The organism is Geodermatophilus sp. SYSU D00965 (assembly GCF_054050075.1).
The window spans coordinates 189,695-207,406 of the sequence record NZ_JBJGYQ010000004.1 but is presented as its reverse complement, the minus strand read 5'-3'; the positions used below and the strand labels follow the sequence as shown (position 1 = coordinate 207,406).

Here is a 17,712-nt window from a genome sequence, read left to right as displayed (position 1 = left end):
GGGACCGGCGGGCCGGCGGCGGCCCGATCGGCGAGCCGACGAGCGGCCCGGGCGAGCCGGCGAGCGGCTCAGGTGGGCCGACCAGCGGCTCAGGTGGGCCGACCAGCGGCCCAGTGGGCCGACGAGCGACCCGGGTGGCGCCCGGCGGACCGCCGAGGAGGCGGACGGTCCGTACGGGCGCCCCGGAGGTCCGGCGACGGCGGCGAGTCCACCGGCACCCCGGAGTACGGGGGGTTCAGACCTCGGCGGGAGCGAGGCTGTGGGCGCCGCAGGTGCACCCGCCGTTGCGCGAGGAGAGCACCAGGGAGACCGCGTGGGCCCGGTCGCGGGCGCCCAGCTTGCGCAGGATCGCCTTCACGTGCGACTTGACGGTGTCCTCGCTGATGAACAGGTTGCGGCCGATCTGCCGGTTGGACTGGCCCTGGATCAGCTCGTCGAGGACGTCGGACTCGCGCCGGGTCAGCGGCACCTCGGGGGCCAGCGGCTTGGCGGCCGGGGTGGCCGACGGCTCGACGCGGCGGATCTGCGGGTCGACCACGGTCCGGCCGGCGCGGGCGGCCAGGATCGCCCACCCGAGCAGCGTCGGCGAGGTGTTGATCATGAGGTAGCCGCGGACGCCGGCGGCCAGCGCCTCGTTGACCACGGCCGGGTCCTCGGAGGTGCCCAGAGCCACGATCGTCACCCGGGGGTACCGGCGGCGCAGGTCCCGGCAGGCGTTCAGCGTGGCGGCGCGGCCGGGGCCCAGCTCGACGACGACGGCGTCCGGGCGGGCGGTCTCGACCAGGGTCAGCGCCCGGCGCAGCTCGCCGGGGGTCCCGACCGACTGCATGCCGGCAGTCTCGTTGATCATGCTCACCAGACCCCGCCGCAGGACGGGGGCATCGGCGAGGATCAGCACGCGGGTGACGCCGCGGGCGGCGCTCGCCAGGGTTGCAGACACAGCAGGCTCCGTTTCACGCATTCGGTGGCTTACACCATCTCCATCGGACGAGTGAGAGAGCTGCTTGAACGTTTTCTCAGAAATTCTCCGAGGAATTTCCCAGAACTCCGGACGCCATTGCCGAGTCACACGGAGAACAGCGAAAAGGCGACCGGACCATTCGTGTCGACATGGCGACGTCCATTCCGGGAAAGTTCCCGGACACGACGAGACCCGCGCACGCCGGGAGGCGTGGCGCGGGTCTCGTCGAGGGATGGCGGATCAGCGCAGCCGACGGGCCGGAGCCCTGCGTCGTCGTCGCCAGGCGGTCAGCGGGACCGCGCCCATCAGTCCCAGGGCGTAGGGAGCGGCCACGGCCGCGGCACCGGACGTCGGTTCCCCGGCGGCCTCCACGCCCTGGATGTCGGGCGAGTCCAGCAGGTCGAAGCGGTCCAGCGGCCACACGATCAGCGCGGCCTTGCCGATGACGTCGCTCACCGCGATGGTCCCGGAGTGCTGGTCGCCCACGTGCGAGCGCGAGTCCGCCGACGCCGACCGGTGGTCACCCATCACCCAGAGCCGGCCCTCGGGGACCATGACCGGGCTGAACGCCCGCGACTCCAGCGGGGTGTTCTCGTAGATGTAGGGCTCGTCGAGCGGCTCGCCGTCCACCGTGACCCGGCCCTGCGCGTCGCAGCAGGCCACGGTCTGGCCCGCGGTGGCGATCACCCGCTTGACGAAGTCGTCCTCGCTGGGCGGGGCGACACCGACCGCGCGCCCCAGCCACAGCAGCGCCCCGGTGAACCAGTTGCTCGGCTCGGCGACGTCCACCTCGGGCGACCACGTGTCCGGCCCCCGGAAGACGACGATGTCGCCGGGCTCGGGCTCGCCGAACCAGTACGGCACCTTGTTGACCAGGACGCGGTCGCCGGTGCACCCCGGGCAGCCGTGCAGCGTCTGCTCCATCGACCCGGACGGGATGAAGAACGCCTGCACGAGGAAGGTCTTCACCAGCAGGGCGAGCACGAAGGCGACGACCAGGAGCACGGGGAGCTCGCGCACCAGCGAGCCCTTCTTCCGTTCCTCCGCGCGCTCCCGGCGGCGGCGCCGGCGGGCGGCGGACCGGGTCTCGCGGGGTGCGATCTCACCGGTGGAGGTGGCCGGTCGTGGCTCCTCGCCCTCCGGAACGACGTCGGCGGGCCTCCCGGGCCGGTCACTGCTCATCGGAGCCAGCGTACGGCCGCGGGAGACCCGCCGACGTCAGGCCGGTCACCCGGCCGGTGGAGCGTGTCAGCGCGAGACGGTCTCGCGCTTCTCCTTGATCTTGGCGGCCTTGCCGCGGAGCTCGCGGAGGTAGTACAGCTTGGCGCGACGCACGTCACCGCGGGTCACGACCTCGATCTTCTCCACGACGGGGGTGTGCACCGGGAAGGTGCGCTCCACGCCGACGCCGAAGCTGACCTTGCGGACGGTGAAGGTCTCGCGGATGCCCCCGCCCTGACGGCGGATGACCACACCCTGGAAGACCTGGATGCGGGAGCGGTTGCCCTCGATGACGCGCACGTGCACCTTGACGGTGTCGCCCGGGCGGAACTCGGGGATGTCGGCGCGCAGCGAATCGGCGTCGAGTACGTCCAGGGTGTTCATCGCGGCAGTCCTGTCCTAGCGGTTGCGTCTTCTGCGGTGCGGACAGCGAGCGGCCCCGGCTGTCCGATCCGGGGAGCTGCACTCCGGGAGGAGCTCGACGTCGAGGGGCCGACGGTCCGCAGCAGCTCTCTACTGTGCCACATCTTCAGGCGACGAAGCGCGGCGGCCCCGTCCAGGGCCCCTCCAGCAACTCCGGCAGCAGGGTGGCCAGCTCCCGGGGTGCGAACTCCACGGCCTCCGCGGCGACCTCCGCGGCGCTCCACCAGCGGTGCGGCTCCTGCCCCAGGAGCTCCAGCTCGGTGCGCCCGCGCGGGTCCACCTCGTGGACGATGTCGCGCAGCACGAAGAAGGTCTCCCGGGAGTCGATCGGGACGCCGGCGAACGGGCCGACGTGTCGCCGGAACCACACCGGGCCCTCCAGCGCGGCGGGCTCGACGAGCAGGCCGATCTCCTCGGCCAGCTCCCGGACGGCGGCCTCCCGCACGCTCTCGCCGGGCTCCACTCCCCCGCCCGGCGTGTACCAGAACAGCACCTCGCCGGGCGGCACCGCGGGATCGGTCAGCCGCGCACCCAGCAACAGCACCCGCCCGGCGGGGTCCAGCACCACCACGCGCGCGGTCGGGCGCACCCAGGCGCGCTCAGGCATCGTCGAGGACGGCCCGGTCGGCGGGCGTCAGCGCGTCCTCCGGGAGCGCGGCCAGCAGGTCGGGCCGGCGGGCCGCCGTCCGGCGCAGCGACTCCGCCCGCCGCCACCGGGCGATCGCGGCGTGGTCGCCGGAGAGCAGCACCGGCGGGACGTCGTGACCGCGCCACGACGCCGGCCGGGTGTAGGAGGGGCCCTCGAGCAGGCCGTCGGCGTGCGAGTCGAACTCGACCGACTCGCGGTTGCCCACCACGCCGGGCAGCAGCCGGGTGACCGCCTCGACCATGACCAGCACCGCGGACTCCCCGCCGGCGAGCACGTAGTCGCCGAGGGAGACCTCCGACACCGGCCCGGCGTCGGCGGCCCAGTCGGCGACCCGCTGGTCGATGCCCTCGTAGCGACCGCAGGCGAAGACCAGGCCCGGCTCCCGCGACCACTCCGCCGCCATCGCCTGGGTGAACGGGCGCCCGGCCGGGGTGGGCACGACCAGCCGGGTGCCCGGCGGGCGGACGGCGTCCAGCGCGCGGCCCCACGGCTCCGGGCGCATGACCATGCCCGGTCCACCGCCGTAGGGGGCGTCGTCGACGGTGCGGTGGACGTCGTCGGTCCACTGCCGCAGGTCGTGCACGCCGATGTCGACCAGGCCCCGTTCGACGGCCTTGCCCAGCAGCGACTGGCGCAGCGGAGCCAGGTACTCGGGGAAGATCGTGACGACGTCGATCCGGAAGGTCACAGGTCCAGCAGCCCCTCGGGCGGGTCGACGACGACGAAGCCGCCCGCCACGTCGACGGTCGGCACGATCGCCGCCACGAACGGGACGAGCAGCTCCCCGCCCTCGTCCCGGCGGACGACCAGCAGGTCGGCGCCCTCGTGGCGGACGGCGGTCACCTCGCCCAGCACGGTCTGGTCGGGCAGGCGGGTGGTGAGGCCGACCAGCTGGTGGTCGTAGAAGACGTCGGGGTCGTCGAGCTGCGGCAGGTCGGCGACGGCGACGTGCAGCTCGGTGTTGCGCAGCTCCTCGGCCGCCTCGCGGCTGTCGACGGTCTGGCCGCCGGGGCCCTCGAGGGACAGCAGGAGGACGTCGCGGTGCCAGCGGCGTCCGGCGACGGTGAGCGGCCCGCGCGCGGCGGGCTCGGTGAGCAGGACGGTGCCGGGGGCGAACCGGAGGTCGGGGTCGTCGGTGCGGACCTCGACGGTCACCTCACCACGGACACCGTGGGGCCGGCCGATGCGGCCGACCACCACGGTGTCGGTGGGTTCGTCGGAGGCGGTGCTCAACGAGGGGAGGCTCAGCGCCCGTCGGTGTCGACGACGTCGACCCGCAGGCCCCGGCCGCCGACGCCGGTCATCACGGTGCGCAGCGCCTTGGCGGTGCGCCCGCCGCGGCCGATGACCTTGCCGAGGTCGTCGGGGTGCACCCGGACCTCCAGGGTCTTGCCGCGCCGGCTGCTGAGCAGGTCGACCGTGACGTCCTCGGGGTGGTCGACGATGCCCTTGACCAGGTGCTCGAGCGCCTCTTCGAGCACGTCTTACTCGGCGGGCGTCTCGGCGGCGGCGTCCCCGGTGGGGGCCGCGGCGGCGTCGTCGGCCTTGGGGGCGGCCTTCTTCTTCGGGGTGGTGGCGCCGGCGGCCGGCTCCTCGGCACCCGCGTTGCGGACGGCCTCCTCGTAGAGGGCCTTCTTGTCCGGCTTCGGGGCGGCGACCTTCATGGGCGGCGGGGCCGGCTCGCCCTTGAACTTCTGCCAGTCACCGGTCACCCGGAAGATGGCGGCGACGGCCTCGGTCGGCTGCGCGCCGACACCCAGCCAGTACTGCGCCCGCTCGGAGTCGACCTCGATGAAGGACGGGTCCTCCTTCGGGTGGTACTTGCCGATCGTCTCGATCGAGCGGCCGTCCCGCTTGGTGCGGGCGTCGGCGACGACGATCCGGTAGTACGGGGCGCGCATCTTGCCCAGGCGCATGAGCTTGATCTTGGTGGCCACGGTGGCTCGTGTTCTCCTCGAACGCTTTCGTCGGTTGCTCGCCGGACGGACGCGTGGGGTACGCCGGGGCGGAGCCAGGGACACGGCCGGCAACGGTGAGAGGGCCGCCCACCGCCGTGTTCGACCGACCATCATGCCAGATCCGCAGGATGACCCCATGCCGAGGCGAGGTCTGCTGCACCACGTCGAGCTGTGGGTCCCCGACCTGGCCCGCGCCGAGCGCTCGTGGGGGTGGCTGCTGACCGCGCTCGGCGCGCAGCCGTACCAGTCCTGGGCCCACGGCCGGTCGTGGCGGGCCGACGGGGTCTACGTCGTCGTCGAGCAGTCCCCGGCCCTGACCGGCGCCGTCCACGAGCGGCGCGCCCCCGGCCTGAACCACCTCGCGTTCTGGGCCGGGACGGCCGCCGAGCTCGACGCACTCGTCGCCGAGGCGCCGTCCCACGGCTGGCGGCTGCTGTTCCCCGACCGGCACCCGTTCGCCGGCGGCCCGGAGCACCGGGCCGCCTACCTCGAGGACGCCGACGGCTACGAGGTCGAACTCGTCGCGGACTGACCGCGGACGGCGGCCAGCACGCGGGCCGCGGTCTCGGCGACCGGCACCTGCTCGCGCTCACCGGTCGCGCGGTCGCGCAGCTCGAGGACGCCGTCGGCCAGCCCGCGGCCCACCGTGACGATGGTCGGCATCCCGAGCAGCTCGGCGTCCTTGAACTTCACCCCCGGCGACACCTTCGGCCGGTCGTCGTAGAGGACCGTCAGCCCGGCGGCGACCAGCTCCTGGGCGAGGGACTCGGCGGTCTCGAAGACGGCGGCGTCCTTGCCGGTGGCGACCACGTGCACGTCTGCCGGCGCGATCTCGCGCGGCCAGACCAGGCCCAGCTCGTCGTGGGTGGACTCGGCGATCGCGGCCACGGCGCGGGAGACGCCGATGCCGTAGGAGCCCATGGTCACCGTGACAAGCTTGCCGTTCTCGTCGAGCACCTTGAGCTCGAGCGCCTCGGCGTACTTGCGGCCGAGCTGGAAGATGTGGCCGATCTCCACGCCGCGGGCCAGCTCCAGCGGGCCGGAGCCGTCCGGGGCGAGGTCGCCGGGCAGCACCTCGGCGGCCTCGACGACGCCGTCCCAGCCGAAGTCCCGGCCGGCGACGAGGTCGAAGACGTGCTTGCCGGTCTCGTTGGCCCCGGTGATCCAGCGGCTGCCGGGCACGATCCGCGGGTCGACGAGGTAGCGGATCCCCGACGGGCTGTCGGCGCCGAGCACCTGCGGGCCGATGTAGCCCTTGACCAGCTGCGGGTGCTCGGCGAAGTCCTCGAACGGCGCGATCTCGGCCGGGGCGACCTGGGCCTCGAGGCGCTTGAGGTCGACCTCCCGGTCGCCGGGGAGGCCGACGACCAGCGGCTCGCGCGTCCCGTCGGGGTGGACCAGCGTGACGACGACGTTCTTCAGCGTCGACGCGGCGGTGTACCCGGCGTCCGGGAACATCTCCTGCGAGACCGCGACGAGGGTCTCGATGGTCGGGGTGTCGGGGGTGTCCTCGACGTGCGCCTCGGGCAGGCCCTCCAGCGGGATGTCGTCGGGGACGACGGTGGTGACCGCCTCCACGTTGGCCGCGTAGCCGCCGGCCGAGCGGACGAAGGTGTCCTCGCCGATCTCGGTGGGGTGCAGGAACTCCTCGCTCTTGGACCCGCCCATCGCCCCGGACATCGCCGAGACGATCACGTACTCCAGCCCGAGCCGGTCGAAGATCCGGATGTAGGCGTCGCGGTGGGCGGCGTAGCTCTTGTCCAGGCCGGCGTCGTCGACGTCGAAGGAGTAGCTGTCCTTCATCGTGAACTCGCGGCCGCGCAGCAGGCCGGCCCGGGGCCGCGCCTCGTCCCGGTACTTGGTCTGGATCTGGTACAGCGACAGCGGGAGGTCCTTGTACGACGAGTACAGGTCCTTCACCAGGAGCGTGAACATCTCCTCGTGCGTGGGGCCGAGCAGGTGGTCCACGCCGCGGCGGTCCTTGAGGCGGAAGAGGTTGTCGCCGTACTCGGTCCAGCGGCCGGTGGCCTCGTAGGGCTCGCGGGGCAGCAGCGCCGGGAAGTGCACCTCCTGGGCGCCCATCCGGTCCATCTCCTCGCGGATGACCCGCTCGACGTTGCGGAAGACCCGGTAGCCCAGCGGCAGCCAGGTGAACCCGCCCGGCGCCGCCCGCCGGATGTAGCCGGCCCGGACCAGCAGGCGGTGGCTCGGGACCTCGGCGTCGGCCGGGTCGTCGCGCAGGGTGCGCAGGAACAGGGTGGACATCCGCAACAGCACGGAGACATTGTCGGCCTACCGGCCGACACCGCCTCCAGGTGCCCCCTGGCGCAGCGCCGAGCCCCCACCTCACGACGACCGATCGCTCAGTCGTCACTACCGCGGCCGCGGCCCCGACCGCTGTCGTCGTCCGAGCCGGAGTCGTCGCCCCGGCCCGCGGAGTCGTCACCGGGCGGGTCGTCGGACCCGTGGCCGCCGCCCACCCGGCCGGCGGAGTCGTCGACCGGCGCGCTCGACGACGCGGAGCTCGAGGTGCGGGACGAGTCCTCGCGCTCGTTCGCGTCGGCCCGGACGCCCTCGTCGGAGAAGACGGGGCTGCCGCCGGCGCAGGAGACGTGCACCTCGACCTTCTGCGTCGCGCTCTCGAACTCCACCTCGCCGCCGGCGTCCTGGTCGTCGAGCCACCACCCGGCGGCCGGCGCGGCGGCCACGTCCAGGACGTCGCCGTCGCAGGAGGCGTAGACCGTCCCCCCGACCGTGGCGTACTCCCCCGACGGCGCCGCCGCCGGCTCCGGGGTCGGTGCGGTCGGATCGCCCTGGGTCGACGGGGAGGGCGCCGACGTCGTGACCGCGGCCGGCCGGGTGGCGGGTGCGGCGCCCGCGTCGACGAAGGACACGGCGAGGAATCCGAGCCCGACGGCCGCGGCAGCCGAGGCGGTCCAGAGGGCTCCGAGTGCGACGGTTCGCTTCATGCGGCACACCCTGTCGCCGCCTCGGTCAAGGCCACGTTAAGACGGTGCCAAGGGAAGGCACGGGAGCACACCCCCCTCCTGGGGGACGCCCCCGCAGGCCCCGGCGGCGCTAGCGTCCGGCCGTGGCCCAGCTCCTGGTGGTGGAGGACGACGAGCGCATCCGCACCGCGCTGATCCGCGCGCTGCGGGAGCGCGGGCACGCCGTGAGCTCGGCCGGCACCGCCCTGACCGGCCTCCGGTCGGCCGTGGAGGACCGCCCTGACCTCGTGGTCCTCGACCTCGGGCTGCCCGACCTCGACGGCGGTGAGCTGCTGCGCATGCTGCGCGCCGTCTCCGCCGTCCCGGTGATCGTCGCGACGGCGCGGGACGACGACGGCAGCGTCGTGGCCGCCCTGGACGCCGGCGCCGACGACTACGTGGTCAAGCCGTTCTCCGCGGGCCAGCTGGAGGCCCGCATCCGGGCGGTGCTGCGCCGGGCCGCCGGCGCCGAGGGCGGGCCGGCCCCGGTGACCGTCGGCGACCTCACCGTCGACCCGCGCTCGCGGCGCGTCACGCACGCCGGGGAGCAGGTGGAGCTCTCCCCGAAGGAGTTCGACCTGCTCGCCTACCTCGCCGCGCGGGCCGGCACCGTGGTGCCCAAGCGGGAGCTGCTCACCGAGGTCTGGCAGCAGCCCTACGGCGGCTCGGACAAGACCGTCGACGTGCACCTGTCCTGGCTGCGCCGCAAGCTCGGCGAGTCCGCGGCCGAGCCGCGGCTGCTGCAGACCGTCCGCGGGGTGGGTGTCCGGCTGGCCGAGCCGGGCTCGTGAGGCGGCAGATCACGCTGCTGGTGGCGGCGACCACGTCGGTCGTGCTGCTGGCCTTCCTCCTGCCGGCGGCGGCGCTGGTGGCGCGGGTCGCGGAGGGCCGGGCGCTGGACGCCGCCCGCGTCCAGCTGCAGCTGCTCATCCCCGTCGTCGGGCTCGACGAGCGCGCGGAGGTGGCCGCCGGCCTGCCCGTCTCCGACGGCGGGACGGTCGCGGTGCGCTGGGTCGACGACACGTGGCTCGGCGAGGTCGGCGTCCTGGGCGCGGACCCCGCGCCGTCGAGCGCCGAGGTGCGCGAGGGCGAGGACGGCACCCGCCTGGTCCAGCCGGTGCGCCGCGACGACGGGACAGCGGTGGTCGAGGTCTTCGTCCCGGCCGCGGAGCTGCACGCGGGGGTCACCCGCACCTGGCTGGTGCTCGCCGGGCTGGGCGTCGTCCTGCTGCTGCTGGCGCTGCTGGTCGCCGACCGGCTGGCGCGCTCGCTGACCCGCCCGGTCACCGACCTCGCGACGACCGCGCACCGGCTGGGCAGCGGTGACCTGGCCGCGCGGGTGACGCCGGCCGGGCCGGACGAGGTCCGCGAGGTGGGCACCGCGATGAACCGGCTGGCCGGCCGGATCGGTGAGCTGCTCGCCGCCGAGCGGGAGGCCGCGGCCGACCTCGCGCACCGGCTGCGCACCCCGCTGACCGCCCTGCGGCTGGATATCGAGGCCCTGCCGCCGGCCGACCGCGAGCGGCTGCTCGGCGACGTCGACGCGGTCAGCCGCGGCGTCGACGAGGTGATCAGCGAGGCGCGGCGGACCGTCCGCGAGGGCCTGGGGGCCGGGTGCGACGCCGCGGCCGTCGTCGGCGAGCGGGTCCGCTTCTGGTCGGTGCTGGCGGAGGAGGAGCGGCGGGCCGTGGACGTCGACCTCGCCGCGGGGCCGCTGCCGGTGCGGGTGGCCGCCGCCGACCTGGGCGCGGCCGTCGACGCGCTGCTGGGCAACGTCTTCGCCCACACGCCCGAGGGCGCCGGGTTCCGGGTCGCCGTCCGACCGCGGGCCGGTGGCGGCGCGGAGGTCACCGTGGCCGACGCCGGGCCGGGGCTGCCGCCGACCGCCGTCGACCGCGGGACCAGCGGGGGCGGCTCGACCGGCCTCGGGCTGGACATCGCCCGCCGCACCGCGGAGGGCTCCGGGGGCGCGCTGCGGGTGTCCTCCTCCCCCGCGGGCGCGGAGGTCACCCTCGAGCTGGGCCCGCCGGTCGGTCAGTAGACGCGGCCGCGCAGCACGGTGAGGCGGGGCCGGGCCAGGGTGTCGAGGTCCGCGCGCGGGTCGCCGTCGTAGACGACGAGGTCGGCCGGTGCGCCCTCCTCGATGCACGGCAGGCCCAGCCAGTCCCGGGCCGCCCACGACGCCGCGCCCAGCGCCGCCTCGGCCGGCAGCCCGGCCGCGGCCAGGGCGCGCACCTCGTCGGCGATGCGGCCGTGGTCGATGCCGCCACCGGCGTCGGTGCCGGCGAACACCGGCACGCCGGCCTCGTACGCCGCCCGGACCACCGCCCCCGACGTCGCGTACAGCCGCCGCATCGTGCTGGCGTAGGCGGGGAACTTCGCCTCCCCCGCAGCCGCGAAGGACGGGAAGTTCTCCACGTTGACCAGCGTCGGGACGACGGCGGTGCCGCGCGCGGCCATCTCGCCGACCAGCTCCTCGGTGAGTCCGGTGCCGTGCTCGATGCAGTCGATGCCCGCGCCGATGAGGTCGGGCAGCGCGTCGGTGCCGAAGGTGTGCGCGGTCACCCGCGCCCCCTCCTCGTGCGCGGCCGCGATCGCCGCGCGCAGGGTCTCGGCCGGCCACTCGGGGGCCAGGTCGCCGGCACCGCGGTCGATCCAGTCGCCGACGAGCTTCACCCAGCCGTCGCCGCGGCGGGCCTGGACCCGCACCCCGGCCACGAGGTCGTCCGGCGCGAGCTCGACCGCCAGCCCGGGGATGTAGCGGCGCGGCGCGGCCAGGTGCCGGCCGGCGCGGATGATCCGCGGGAGGTCCGGCTCGTCGTCCAGCGCGCGGGTGTCGACCGGCGAGCCGCAGTCGCGCAGGGCCAGCACCCCGGCGTCCCGCTCGGCGACCGCTTGCCGGCGGAGCCCGGCGAGGTCCTCGACGTGCACGCCGCCGCGCCCGATGCCCACGTGGCAGTGCGCGTCGACCAGCCCCGGCAGCAGCCAGCCGCCGCGGCTGACGGTCTCCGCGCCGGGGACCGGGTCGAAGGTCAGCCGCCCGTCCCGGACCCACACGTCGCGGTGCTCGGCCTCGGGCAGCAGGACGCCGGCGAGGTGCAGGGCCGGAGCGGTCACCGCCGGGGCGGTCACCGGCGTGCGCGAGCCGACGCCGCCGGGAGCATCGCAGCGAGGAACGAGCGAGGAGCGGACCGGGGGCGGAGGCGAGCCAGTGTCACGGCCGGTCGTCCTTGAACTGGTCGAAGTTCAGCTTGGTGAGGTCGGGCAGGCCCTGGCCGGGCGGCAGCGACGGCATCCCCCCGGGCATCCCACCCGGCATCCCGCCCGGGAGCCCGCCGGGGAAGCCGGCGCCGGGCGGCAGGCCCGGAGCGCCCATCGGCCGGCGGGCGGGGCCGCCCTTGCCCTTCCCCTTGCCCTTCTTGCCCTTCTTGGGCTGGGCCTGCATCTGGCGGCCGCGGGCCTTCTTCGACATCGGGCCCATGCCGGGCAGCCCCATGCTGCCGGCCATCTGGCCCATCATCTTCTGGGCCTGCGCGAAGCGCTCCAGCAGCTGGTTGACCTCGGTGACGGTGACACCGGAGCCGTTGGCGATGCGCACCCGGCGCGACGCGTTGATGATCTTGGAGTTGACCCGCTCCTCGGGGGTCATCGACCGGATGATCGCCGCGGTGCGGTCCAGGTCGCGGTCGTCGACCTGCTTGAGCTGCTCCTTCATCGCCCCTGCGCCGGGCAGCATGCCCAGCAGGTTGGCGATCGGCCCCATCTTGCGGATGGCCATCATCTGCTCGAGGAAGTCCTCGAGGGTGAAGCCCTCCCGCGAGGCGAGCTTGCCGGCCATCTTCTCGGCCTGCTCGGCGTCGAAGGCCTGCTCGGCCTGCTCGATGAGGGTGAGCACATCGCCCATGCCGAGGATGCGCGAGGCCATCCGCTCGGGGTGGAAGACGTCGAAGTCGGTGAGCTTCTCGCCGGTGGAGGCGAACATGATGGGCTGGCCGGTCACGTACCGGACCGAGAGCGCCGCACCACCGCGGGCGTCACCGTCGAGCTTGGTGAGGACGACCCCGGAGAACCCGACCCCGTCGCGGAAGGCCTCCGCGGTGTTGACGGCGTCCTGACCGATCATCGCGTCGACGACGAACAGCGTCTCGTCCGGCTGCACGGCGTCGCGGATGCCGGCGGCCTGGGCCATCAGCTCGGCGTCGATGCCCAGCCGGCCGGCGGTGTCGACCACCACGACGTCGTGCATGGTGCGGCGGGCGTGCTCGATGGAGTCGGCGGCGACGCGGATCGGGTCACCGATGCCGTTGCCCGGCTCGGGCGCGAAGACGTCGACCCCGGCCTGGCCCGCGACGATCGACAGCTGGTTGACCGCGTTGGGCCGCTGGAGGTCGGCGGCGACCAGCAGCGGGGTGTGGCCCTGGGCCTTGAGCCAGCGGCCGAGCTTGCCGGCCAGGGTCGTCTTACCCGACCCCTGCAGACCGGCCAGCATGATGACCGTCGGCGACTGCTTGGCGTACCGCAGCCGGCGGGTCTCCCCGCCGAGGATCTCGATGAGCTCCTCGTTGACGATCTTGATGACCTGCTGCGCGGGGTTCAGCGCCTGGGAGACGTCGGCGCCGCGCGCCCGGTCCTTGACCGCGGTGATGAAGGCCCGCACCACCGGCAGGGCGACGTCGGCCTCCAGCAGCGCGATGCGGATCTCGCGCGCGGTCGCGTCGATGTCGGCGTCGGTGAGCCGGCCCTTGCCGCGCAGGCCGCTGAACACCTTGTCGAGGCGGTCGGAGAGGGTCTCGAACACAGCACGTCCTCAGCAGTTCTCGCGGGCGCGGCCGGCCGGTCGGACCGACCGGCTGCTCGGCTGCCGGCACCCGGGGACCCGGGGCCGTCGCGCCACCTCCCGACCAGCCTAACGAGCGCAGCACCCGAGCCGGGCGGCGCGCGCCACCGGCCCTCCCATGACGGCCCCGTTCCGGGGCCCGCCCTGAGCCGGCGAAGGGTGGGGGGACGGGGTCCTTTCTCAGGCGGCGCGGCGGGCGGCGACCGGCACGACGGCGACCGAGGCGGCGGAGAACACCGCCGTCCCGCAGTCGGCGCAGGCCCACTCGGGGCACTCGCCGCCGTCGTCGGTGTGCCCGTCGACGCAGGGCGGCTGCACGAACTCCCGGTCGTCCGCGCAGGCCGGGCAGTGCCACACGCGCCCCTCGGCCGCCGCGATCTCGAAGGACCGGTGGTGCATGCGGGTTCCCTCCCCCGGACGACGGGACCGTTCCGTCCCACTCGCCCGCGAGGCTGACACGGGGGTCCGACAGTTCCTGGGACCTCAGCCCGGCGTGTCCCCCGGCGCGGTCACCGGCTCGGGCACCGCGCCGCGGACCGCGGCCGCCAGCGCGGCGTCCACGCGGGCCCGCTGCTCGCCGCCGATCGGCTCGCCCGACGGGTTGCACACGTAGAAGTGGTCGGCGGCGTCGGCGCCGAGGGTCTCGATCCGCGCCGACGTCACGTCGAGGCCCTCGGCGGCGATCGCGGCGGTGAGCCGGTACAGCAGGCCCGCCCGGTCCCCCGCCCGCACCTCGACGATCCCGGTGGCGTCGCCGGTCACCTCGCCGTTGTGCCACGCGATCCGCGGCGGCGTGGCCCGGGCGGCGTCCTGCCGGTAGTCGGCCTCGCGCTGCCGCAGCCGGTCGGCCAGCGGCAGGGTGCCCTCCAGGGCCGCGCGCACGGCGTCGGCCAGGATCGCCGGCACCGGCACCCGCCCGAACCGCGGCCGGACGGCGAAGACCGCGGTGGCCCGCCCGCCGACCACGTTGACCTTCGCGGCCCGGACGTCGAGCTGGTTGAGGGCCAGCACCCCGGCCAGGTTGCTGAACAGGCCGTGCCGGTCCGGCGCGGTGAAGGTGACCTGCTGGCCGTCGGCGACGTCCTCCACCCCGACGCTCACGCCGTGCGTCCCCTCGGAGCTGACCTGGGGCTCGCCGGCCTGCAGCACCGGCTCCGGTTCGCGGACCGGGGCCCCGCCGAGGTGGGCCTGCACGCGGGCGACGAGGGCGGCGACCAGGTGCGCCTTCCACGGACTCCACGCGGAGCTGCTGGTGGCCGCGCCGTCGGCCTGGGCCAGGGCGTGCAGCAGCTGCAGCAGCGCGGGGTCGTGCCCGATGGTCGCCGCGACCCGCGCGACGGTGGCGGGGTCGTCGATGTCCCGGCGGGTGGCGGTGTCGGGAAGCAGCAGGTGGTGGCGCACCATCGCCGCCACGGTGGCGACGTCGGTATCGGAGAAGCCCATCCGGGTGGCGATCTGCGCGGCGACCGGCTCGCCGACGACGCTGTGGTCGCCGGGCCAGCCCTTGCCGATGTCGTGCAGCAGCGCGCCGACCAGCAGCAGGTCGGGCCGGTCGACGTCGTGGGTCAGCTCGGCCGCCGCGGCGGCGGCCTCGACCAGGTGGCGGTCCACCGTGAACCGGTGCCAGGGGTGCCGCTGCGGCAGCGAGCGCACCCGGTCCCACTCGGGCAGCAGCCGGGCCAGCAGCCCCTCCTGGTCGAGCTGCTCGAGCACCGCGACCGCGGACCGGCCGCTGGCCAGCAGCCGGAGGAACGACCAGCGCACCTCGGCCGGCCACGGCTCCGGCACCGGCGGCGAGTGCACCGCGAGCACCTTGAGCGTGTACGGCGACAGCAGCAGGTCGGCCCGGGCGGCGGCCGCCGCGCCGCGGAGCACCAGGCCGGGGTCGGCGGCCGGGCGGGCGTCGCGGGCGAGGACGACCTCGTCGCCCTGGCGGACCACCCCCTCGGCCAGCGGCTCGCGGCGCACCCGGCGGTAACGGCCGCGGGGACGGCGGACGAGGGCCGCCTCCACCCGCCGCCAGGTCTCGTCGGCGACGAAGGCCAGCCGCCGCCCGGCCAGGCTCACCTCGCGCAGCAGCGCGTCCTCGTCGGGCAGCCCGAGCGCCACCGCGACCGGCCGCTGCTCCTGGCGGACCAGCACGTCGGTGGGCCGGCCGGACCGCCGGCGCAGCTCGTCGCGGACGTCGAGCAGGAACGCGTAGGCCTGCTCGGCCTCGGCCGTCGGCTCGTCGGCCAGCTGGGCGGCGGCCGCCGCGCGCAGCACCTGCCCCTCCCGCAGCCCGCCGTAGGCCTCCTTGAGGTCCGGCTCGAGCAGGAAGGTCAGCTCACCGACCTGCCGGGCGCGCCCGCGCCGCAGGTCGCGCAGCTGCGGCAGCAGCCGGGACGCCGACTGGCGCCAGCTGGCCAGGGTCGCCGTCCGCAGCGCCGCGGCGAGGCCGGCGTCCCCGGCCACCAGCCGGACGTCGAGCAGCCCGAGGCCGGCCTTGACGTCGGTGGAGGCCACCCCCACGGCCTCCGAGACGGTGCGCACCGAGTGGTCCAGGCGCAGGCCGGCGTCCCAGATCGGGTACCAGACGGCGTCGGCGAGGGCGGCGATCTCCGGCCGCCCGTCGTGCACCAGCACGAGGTCGAGGTCCGCGTGCGGCGGGGGCTCCCGGCGGCCCAGGCTGCCGACGGCGAGGAGGGCCACGCCGTCGGTCCCGGTCCGCGGCTGTTCCGTCCCCCGCCCACCCGGGCCACGGCCCCGGCGGGGCGGCGGGGTCCCCGCCACGGCCTCGTCGAGCAGTCCGGTGAGCCAGTCGTCGAGGACCTGCACCCGCTCCGCCCGCGACAGTGCGGGCAGCGACCCGGTGTCCAGCACGTCTCCCCCTCCGCTCGGTTCGGTGTCGAGAAGCGCACCGGCCGGGGTGGCGGGTCCTCCCACCACCCCGGCCGGTGCGTTCGTGCGGTCCTGCGCGCCTACAGGGCGTCGGCGCCGCGCTCACCGGTGCGGACGCGGACGATCTCGTCGATCGTCGTCACCCACACCTTGCCGTCGCCGATCTGGCCGGTGCTCGCGGCCTCGACGATGGCGTCCACGACGCGGGCGGCGTCGATCTCGCTGACGACGACCTCGATGCGGACCTTGGGCACGAAGTCCACCTGGTACTCGGCGCCGCGGTAGACCTCGGTGTGACCCCGCTGGCGGCCGAAGCCCTGGACCTCGCTGACGGTCAGGCCCGCGATCCCGATCAGCTCGAGGGCGTTCTTGACGTCGTCGAGCTTGAACGGCTTGACGATGGCAGTGACGAGCTTCATGCCCGGATCCCTTCCGTGTTGCGCGCCTCGGCGTGCGCCTGCGCGGTGAGTGTCGCAGCGCCGCCGCCCCCGCTCCCGAGCGAGGCGAAGTCGTAGCCGGTCTCAGCGTGCACGGCGCCGTCGATGCCGCTGACCTCCTCCTCCTCGGTGATCCGGAAGCGCATCGTCCTGGCGATGGCGAACCCGATGACCAGCGTGAGGACGAACGAGTAGACGAGCACCGCGATGGCGCCGATGGCCTGCCGCCAGAGCTGGTCGACGCCGCCGCCGTAGAACAGGCCGTCGACACCGGCCGTGGTGGCCGCGGAGGCGAACAGGCCGACCGCGAGGGTGCCCCACAGGCCGCCGACGAGGTGGACGCCGACGACGTCGAGCGAGTCGTCGTAGCCCAGCTTGTACTTCAGGCCCACCGCGAGGGCGCACAGCACACCGGCGATGGCGCCGACGAACAGGGCGCCGATCGGCGTCACCGACGAACAGGCCGGGGTGATGGCCACCAGGCCCGCGACGACACCGGAGGCGGCGCCCAGCGAGGTGGCGTGCCCGTCGCGGATCTTCTCCGTCAGCAGCCAGCCGAGGGTGGCCGCGCCGGTGGCGGCGAGGGTGGTGACGAACACCTCCGCGGCCTGGCCGTTGGCCGACAGCGCCGAGCCGGCGTTGAACCCGAACCAGCCGAACCACAGGATGCCGGCGCCGATCATGACCAGCGGCAGGTTGTGCGGGCGCATCGGGTCGCGGCCGAAGCCCCGCCGCTTGCCCAGCACGAGGGCGAGGGCCAGGCCGGCGGCACCGGCGTTGATGTGCACCGCGGTGCCACCGGCGAAGTCGATGGCCAGCAGGTTGTTGGCGATCCAGCCGCCGGTCTCGGACTCCGCCCCGTTGAAGGCGAACACCCAGTGGGCGACCGGGAAGTAGACGACGGTCGCCCAGATGCCGGCGAAGACCATCCACGGACCGAACCGGGCCCGGTCGGCGACGGCGCCGGAGATCAGCGCGACGGTGATGATCGCGAAGACCGCCTGGAAGGCGACGAAGGCCAGCGACGGGATGGTGAAGACCAGGTTGTCCGGCGCGAAGGCGGCGTCGAGGCCGCCGGTGCCGATCAGCGAGGACAGCCCGAAGAACTCGAACGGGTCGCCCAGCAGGCCACCGCCGACGTCGTTGCCGAAGGCGATCGAGTAGCCGTAGAGCACCCAGAGCACGCCGATGAGGGCGAGCGCGCCGAAGCTCATCATCATCATGTTGAGCACGCTCTTCGCGCGGACCATGCCGCCGTAGAAGAGCGCCAGGCCCGGGGTCATGAACAGCACCAGGGCGGCGCTGGCGAGAACCCAGGCGGTGTCGCCGGTGTCCACGGCAACCTCCTGACGGGATCGG

19 protein-coding genes are annotated in these 17,712 nt (G+C 74.8%); 3 read left to right on the top strand and 16 right to left on the bottom strand.

Annotated features, from left to right (window positions below):
* Positions 1-235: 235 nt before the first annotated feature.
* The 8 genes from ACI789_RS05585 to rpsP all read right to left on the bottom strand — a co-directional run bounded on the left by ACI789_RS05585 (position 236) and on the right by rpsP (position 5,191).
* Positions 236-940: a LuxR C-terminal-related transcriptional regulator gene (locus ACI789_RS05585; RefSeq protein WP_457007091.1), complete on the bottom strand. Its 705-nt coding sequence runs from the start codon at positions 938-940 to the stop codon at positions 236-238.
* A gap of 261 nt (positions 941-1,201) precedes the next feature.
* Positions 1,202-2,143, bottom strand: a complete 942-nt coding sequence (gene lepB, locus ACI789_RS05580) for a signal peptidase I (RefSeq protein WP_457007090.1) — start codon at positions 2,141-2,143, stop codon at positions 1,202-1,204.
* Between the two features lie 66 nt (positions 2,144-2,209).
* A complete protein-coding gene (gene rplS, locus ACI789_RS05575) occupies positions 2,210-2,566 on the bottom strand; it encodes a 50S ribosomal protein L19 (RefSeq protein ID WP_436691790.1) in 357 nt (118 codons plus the stop codon).
* 145 nt (positions 2,567-2,711) lie between these two features.
* Complete coding sequence (locus tag ACI789_RS05570; RefSeq protein ID WP_457007089.1) at positions 2,712-3,212, bottom strand: NUDIX hydrolase; 501 nt, start codon at positions 3,210-3,212, stop codon at positions 2,712-2,714.
* A complete protein-coding gene (gene trmD, locus ACI789_RS05565; RefSeq protein WP_456917620.1) occupies positions 3,205-3,942 on the bottom strand; it encodes a tRNA (guanosine(37)-N1)-methyltransferase TrmD in 738 nt (245 codons plus the stop codon). Before trmD ends, ACI789_RS05570 begins: the two co-directional genes overlap by 8 nt.
* Entirely contained in the window at positions 3,939-4,487 is a 549-nt protein-coding gene (rimM, locus tag ACI789_RS05560; RefSeq protein WP_457007088.1) for a ribosome maturation factor RimM, read from the bottom strand. Before rimM ends, trmD begins: the two co-directional genes overlap by 4 nt.
* Positions 4,488-4,498: 11 nt before the next feature.
* Positions 4,499-4,735, bottom strand: a complete 237-nt coding sequence (locus ACI789_RS05555) for an RNA-binding protein (RefSeq protein WP_456910496.1) — start codon at positions 4,733-4,735, stop codon at positions 4,499-4,501.
* 3 nt (positions 4,736-4,738) lie between these two features.
* The gene (rpsP, locus tag ACI789_RS05550) at positions 4,739-5,191 is read right to left on the bottom strand and encodes a 30S ribosomal protein S16 (RefSeq protein WP_457007087.1); all 453 of its coding nucleotides are present in this window, start codon (positions 5,189-5,191) and stop codon (positions 4,739-4,741) included.
* A gap of 157 nt (positions 5,192-5,348) precedes the next feature.
* Between rpsP and ACI789_RS05545 the strand changes: the two genes are divergently transcribed.
* Positions 5,349-5,744 carry a VOC family protein gene (locus ACI789_RS05545; RefSeq protein WP_457007086.1) on the top strand — a complete coding sequence of 132 codons (396 nt, stop codon included), beginning with the start codon at positions 5,349-5,351 and terminating at the stop codon, positions 5,742-5,744.
* Here the strand turns inward: ACI789_RS05545 and ACI789_RS05540 are convergent.
* Both ACI789_RS05540 and ACI789_RS05535 read right to left on the bottom strand, forming a co-directional pair.
* Positions 5,717-7,489: a proline--tRNA ligase gene (locus tag ACI789_RS05540; protein WP_457007085.1), complete on the bottom strand. Its 1,773-nt coding sequence runs from the start codon at positions 7,487-7,489 to the stop codon at positions 5,717-5,719. The genes ACI789_RS05545 and ACI789_RS05540 overlap by 28 nt on opposite strands.
* 86 nt (positions 7,490-7,575) lie before the next feature.
* Positions 7,576-8,181 carry a hypothetical protein gene (locus tag ACI789_RS05535; protein ID WP_457007084.1) on the bottom strand — a complete coding sequence of 202 codons (606 nt, stop codon included), beginning with the start codon at positions 8,179-8,181 and terminating at the stop codon, positions 7,576-7,578.
* Positions 8,182-8,303: 122 nt separating this feature from the next.
* Here ACI789_RS05535 and ACI789_RS05530 point away from each other — a divergent pair, with 122 nt between their 5' ends.
* Both ACI789_RS05530 and ACI789_RS05525 read left to right on the top strand, forming a co-directional pair.
* Positions 8,304-8,990, top strand: a complete 687-nt coding sequence (locus tag ACI789_RS05530) for a response regulator transcription factor (protein ID WP_457007083.1) — start codon at positions 8,304-8,306, stop codon at positions 8,988-8,990.
* Entirely contained in the window at positions 8,987-10,240 is a 1,254-nt protein-coding gene (locus tag ACI789_RS05525) for a HAMP domain-containing sensor histidine kinase (RefSeq protein WP_457007082.1), read from the top strand. Before ACI789_RS05530 ends, ACI789_RS05525 begins: the two co-directional genes overlap by 4 nt.
* On the opposite strand, the gene ACI789_RS05520 is transcribed toward ACI789_RS05525, so the two are convergent.
* From ACI789_RS05520 to ACI789_RS05495, 6 genes are all read right to left on the bottom strand, one after another.
* A complete protein-coding gene (locus ACI789_RS05520) occupies positions 10,234-11,316 on the bottom strand; it encodes an amidohydrolase family protein (protein ID WP_457007081.1) in 1,083 nt (360 codons plus the stop codon). The two genes, ACI789_RS05525 and ACI789_RS05520, sit on opposite strands and share 7 nt — an antisense overlap.
* A 97-nt stretch (positions 11,317-11,413) precedes the next feature.
* A complete protein-coding gene (ffh, locus tag ACI789_RS05515; RefSeq protein WP_457007080.1) occupies positions 11,414-12,997 on the bottom strand; it encodes a signal recognition particle protein in 1,584 nt (527 codons plus the stop codon).
* A gap of 219 nt (positions 12,998-13,216) precedes the next feature.
* On the bottom strand, positions 13,217-13,435 hold the full coding sequence (locus ACI789_RS05510; RefSeq protein WP_457007079.1) for a hypothetical protein: 219 nt from the start codon (positions 13,433-13,435) through the stop codon (positions 13,217-13,219).
* Between the two features lie 84 nt (positions 13,436-13,519).
* Positions 13,520-15,898, bottom strand: a complete 2,379-nt coding sequence (locus tag ACI789_RS05505; RefSeq protein WP_457007078.1) for a [protein-PII] uridylyltransferase — start codon at positions 15,896-15,898, stop codon at positions 13,520-13,522.
* Between the two features lie 98 nt (positions 15,899-15,996).
* The gene (locus ACI789_RS05500) at positions 15,997-16,335 is read right to left on the bottom strand and encodes a P-II family nitrogen regulator (RefSeq protein ID WP_456917632.1); all 339 of its coding nucleotides are present in this window, start codon (positions 16,333-16,335) and stop codon (positions 15,997-15,999) included.
* Positions 16,332-17,690: an ammonium transporter gene (locus tag ACI789_RS05495; RefSeq protein WP_457007077.1), complete on the bottom strand. Its 1,359-nt coding sequence runs from the start codon at positions 17,688-17,690 to the stop codon at positions 16,332-16,334. Before ACI789_RS05495 ends, ACI789_RS05500 begins: the two co-directional genes overlap by 4 nt.
* Positions 17,691-17,712 lie beyond the last annotated feature (22 nt).

What these genes read in the sequence shown, in the direction of transcription:
- lepB (WP_457007090.1), bottom strand. Translation starts at nt 2,143, where the DNA reads ATGAGCAGTGACCGGCCCGGGAGGCCCGCCGACGTCGTTCCGGAGGGC.
- rplS (WP_436691790.1), bottom strand. Translation starts at nt 2,566, where the DNA reads ATGAACACCCTGGACGTACTCGACGCCGATTCGCTGCGCGCCGACATC.
- ACI789_RS05570 (WP_457007089.1), bottom strand. Translation starts at nt 3,212, where the DNA reads ATGCCTGAGCGCGCCTGGGTGCGCCCGACCGCGCGCGTGGTGGTGCTG.
- ACI789_RS05545 (WP_457007086.1), top strand. Translation starts at nt 5,349, where the DNA reads ATGCCGAGGCGAGGTCTGCTGCACCACGTCGAGCTGTGGGTCCCCGAC.
- ACI789_RS05535 (WP_457007084.1), bottom strand. Translation starts at nt 8,181, where the DNA reads ATGAAGCGAACCGTCGCACTCGGAGCCCTCTGGACCGCCTCGGCTGCC.
- ACI789_RS05510 (WP_457007079.1), bottom strand. Translation starts at nt 13,435, where the DNA reads ATGCACCACCGGTCCTTCGAGATCGCGGCGGCCGAGGGGCGCGTGTGG.
- ACI789_RS05500 (WP_456917632.1), bottom strand. Translation starts at nt 16,335, where the DNA reads ATGAAGCTCGTCACTGCCATCGTCAAGCCGTTCAAGCTCGACGACGTC.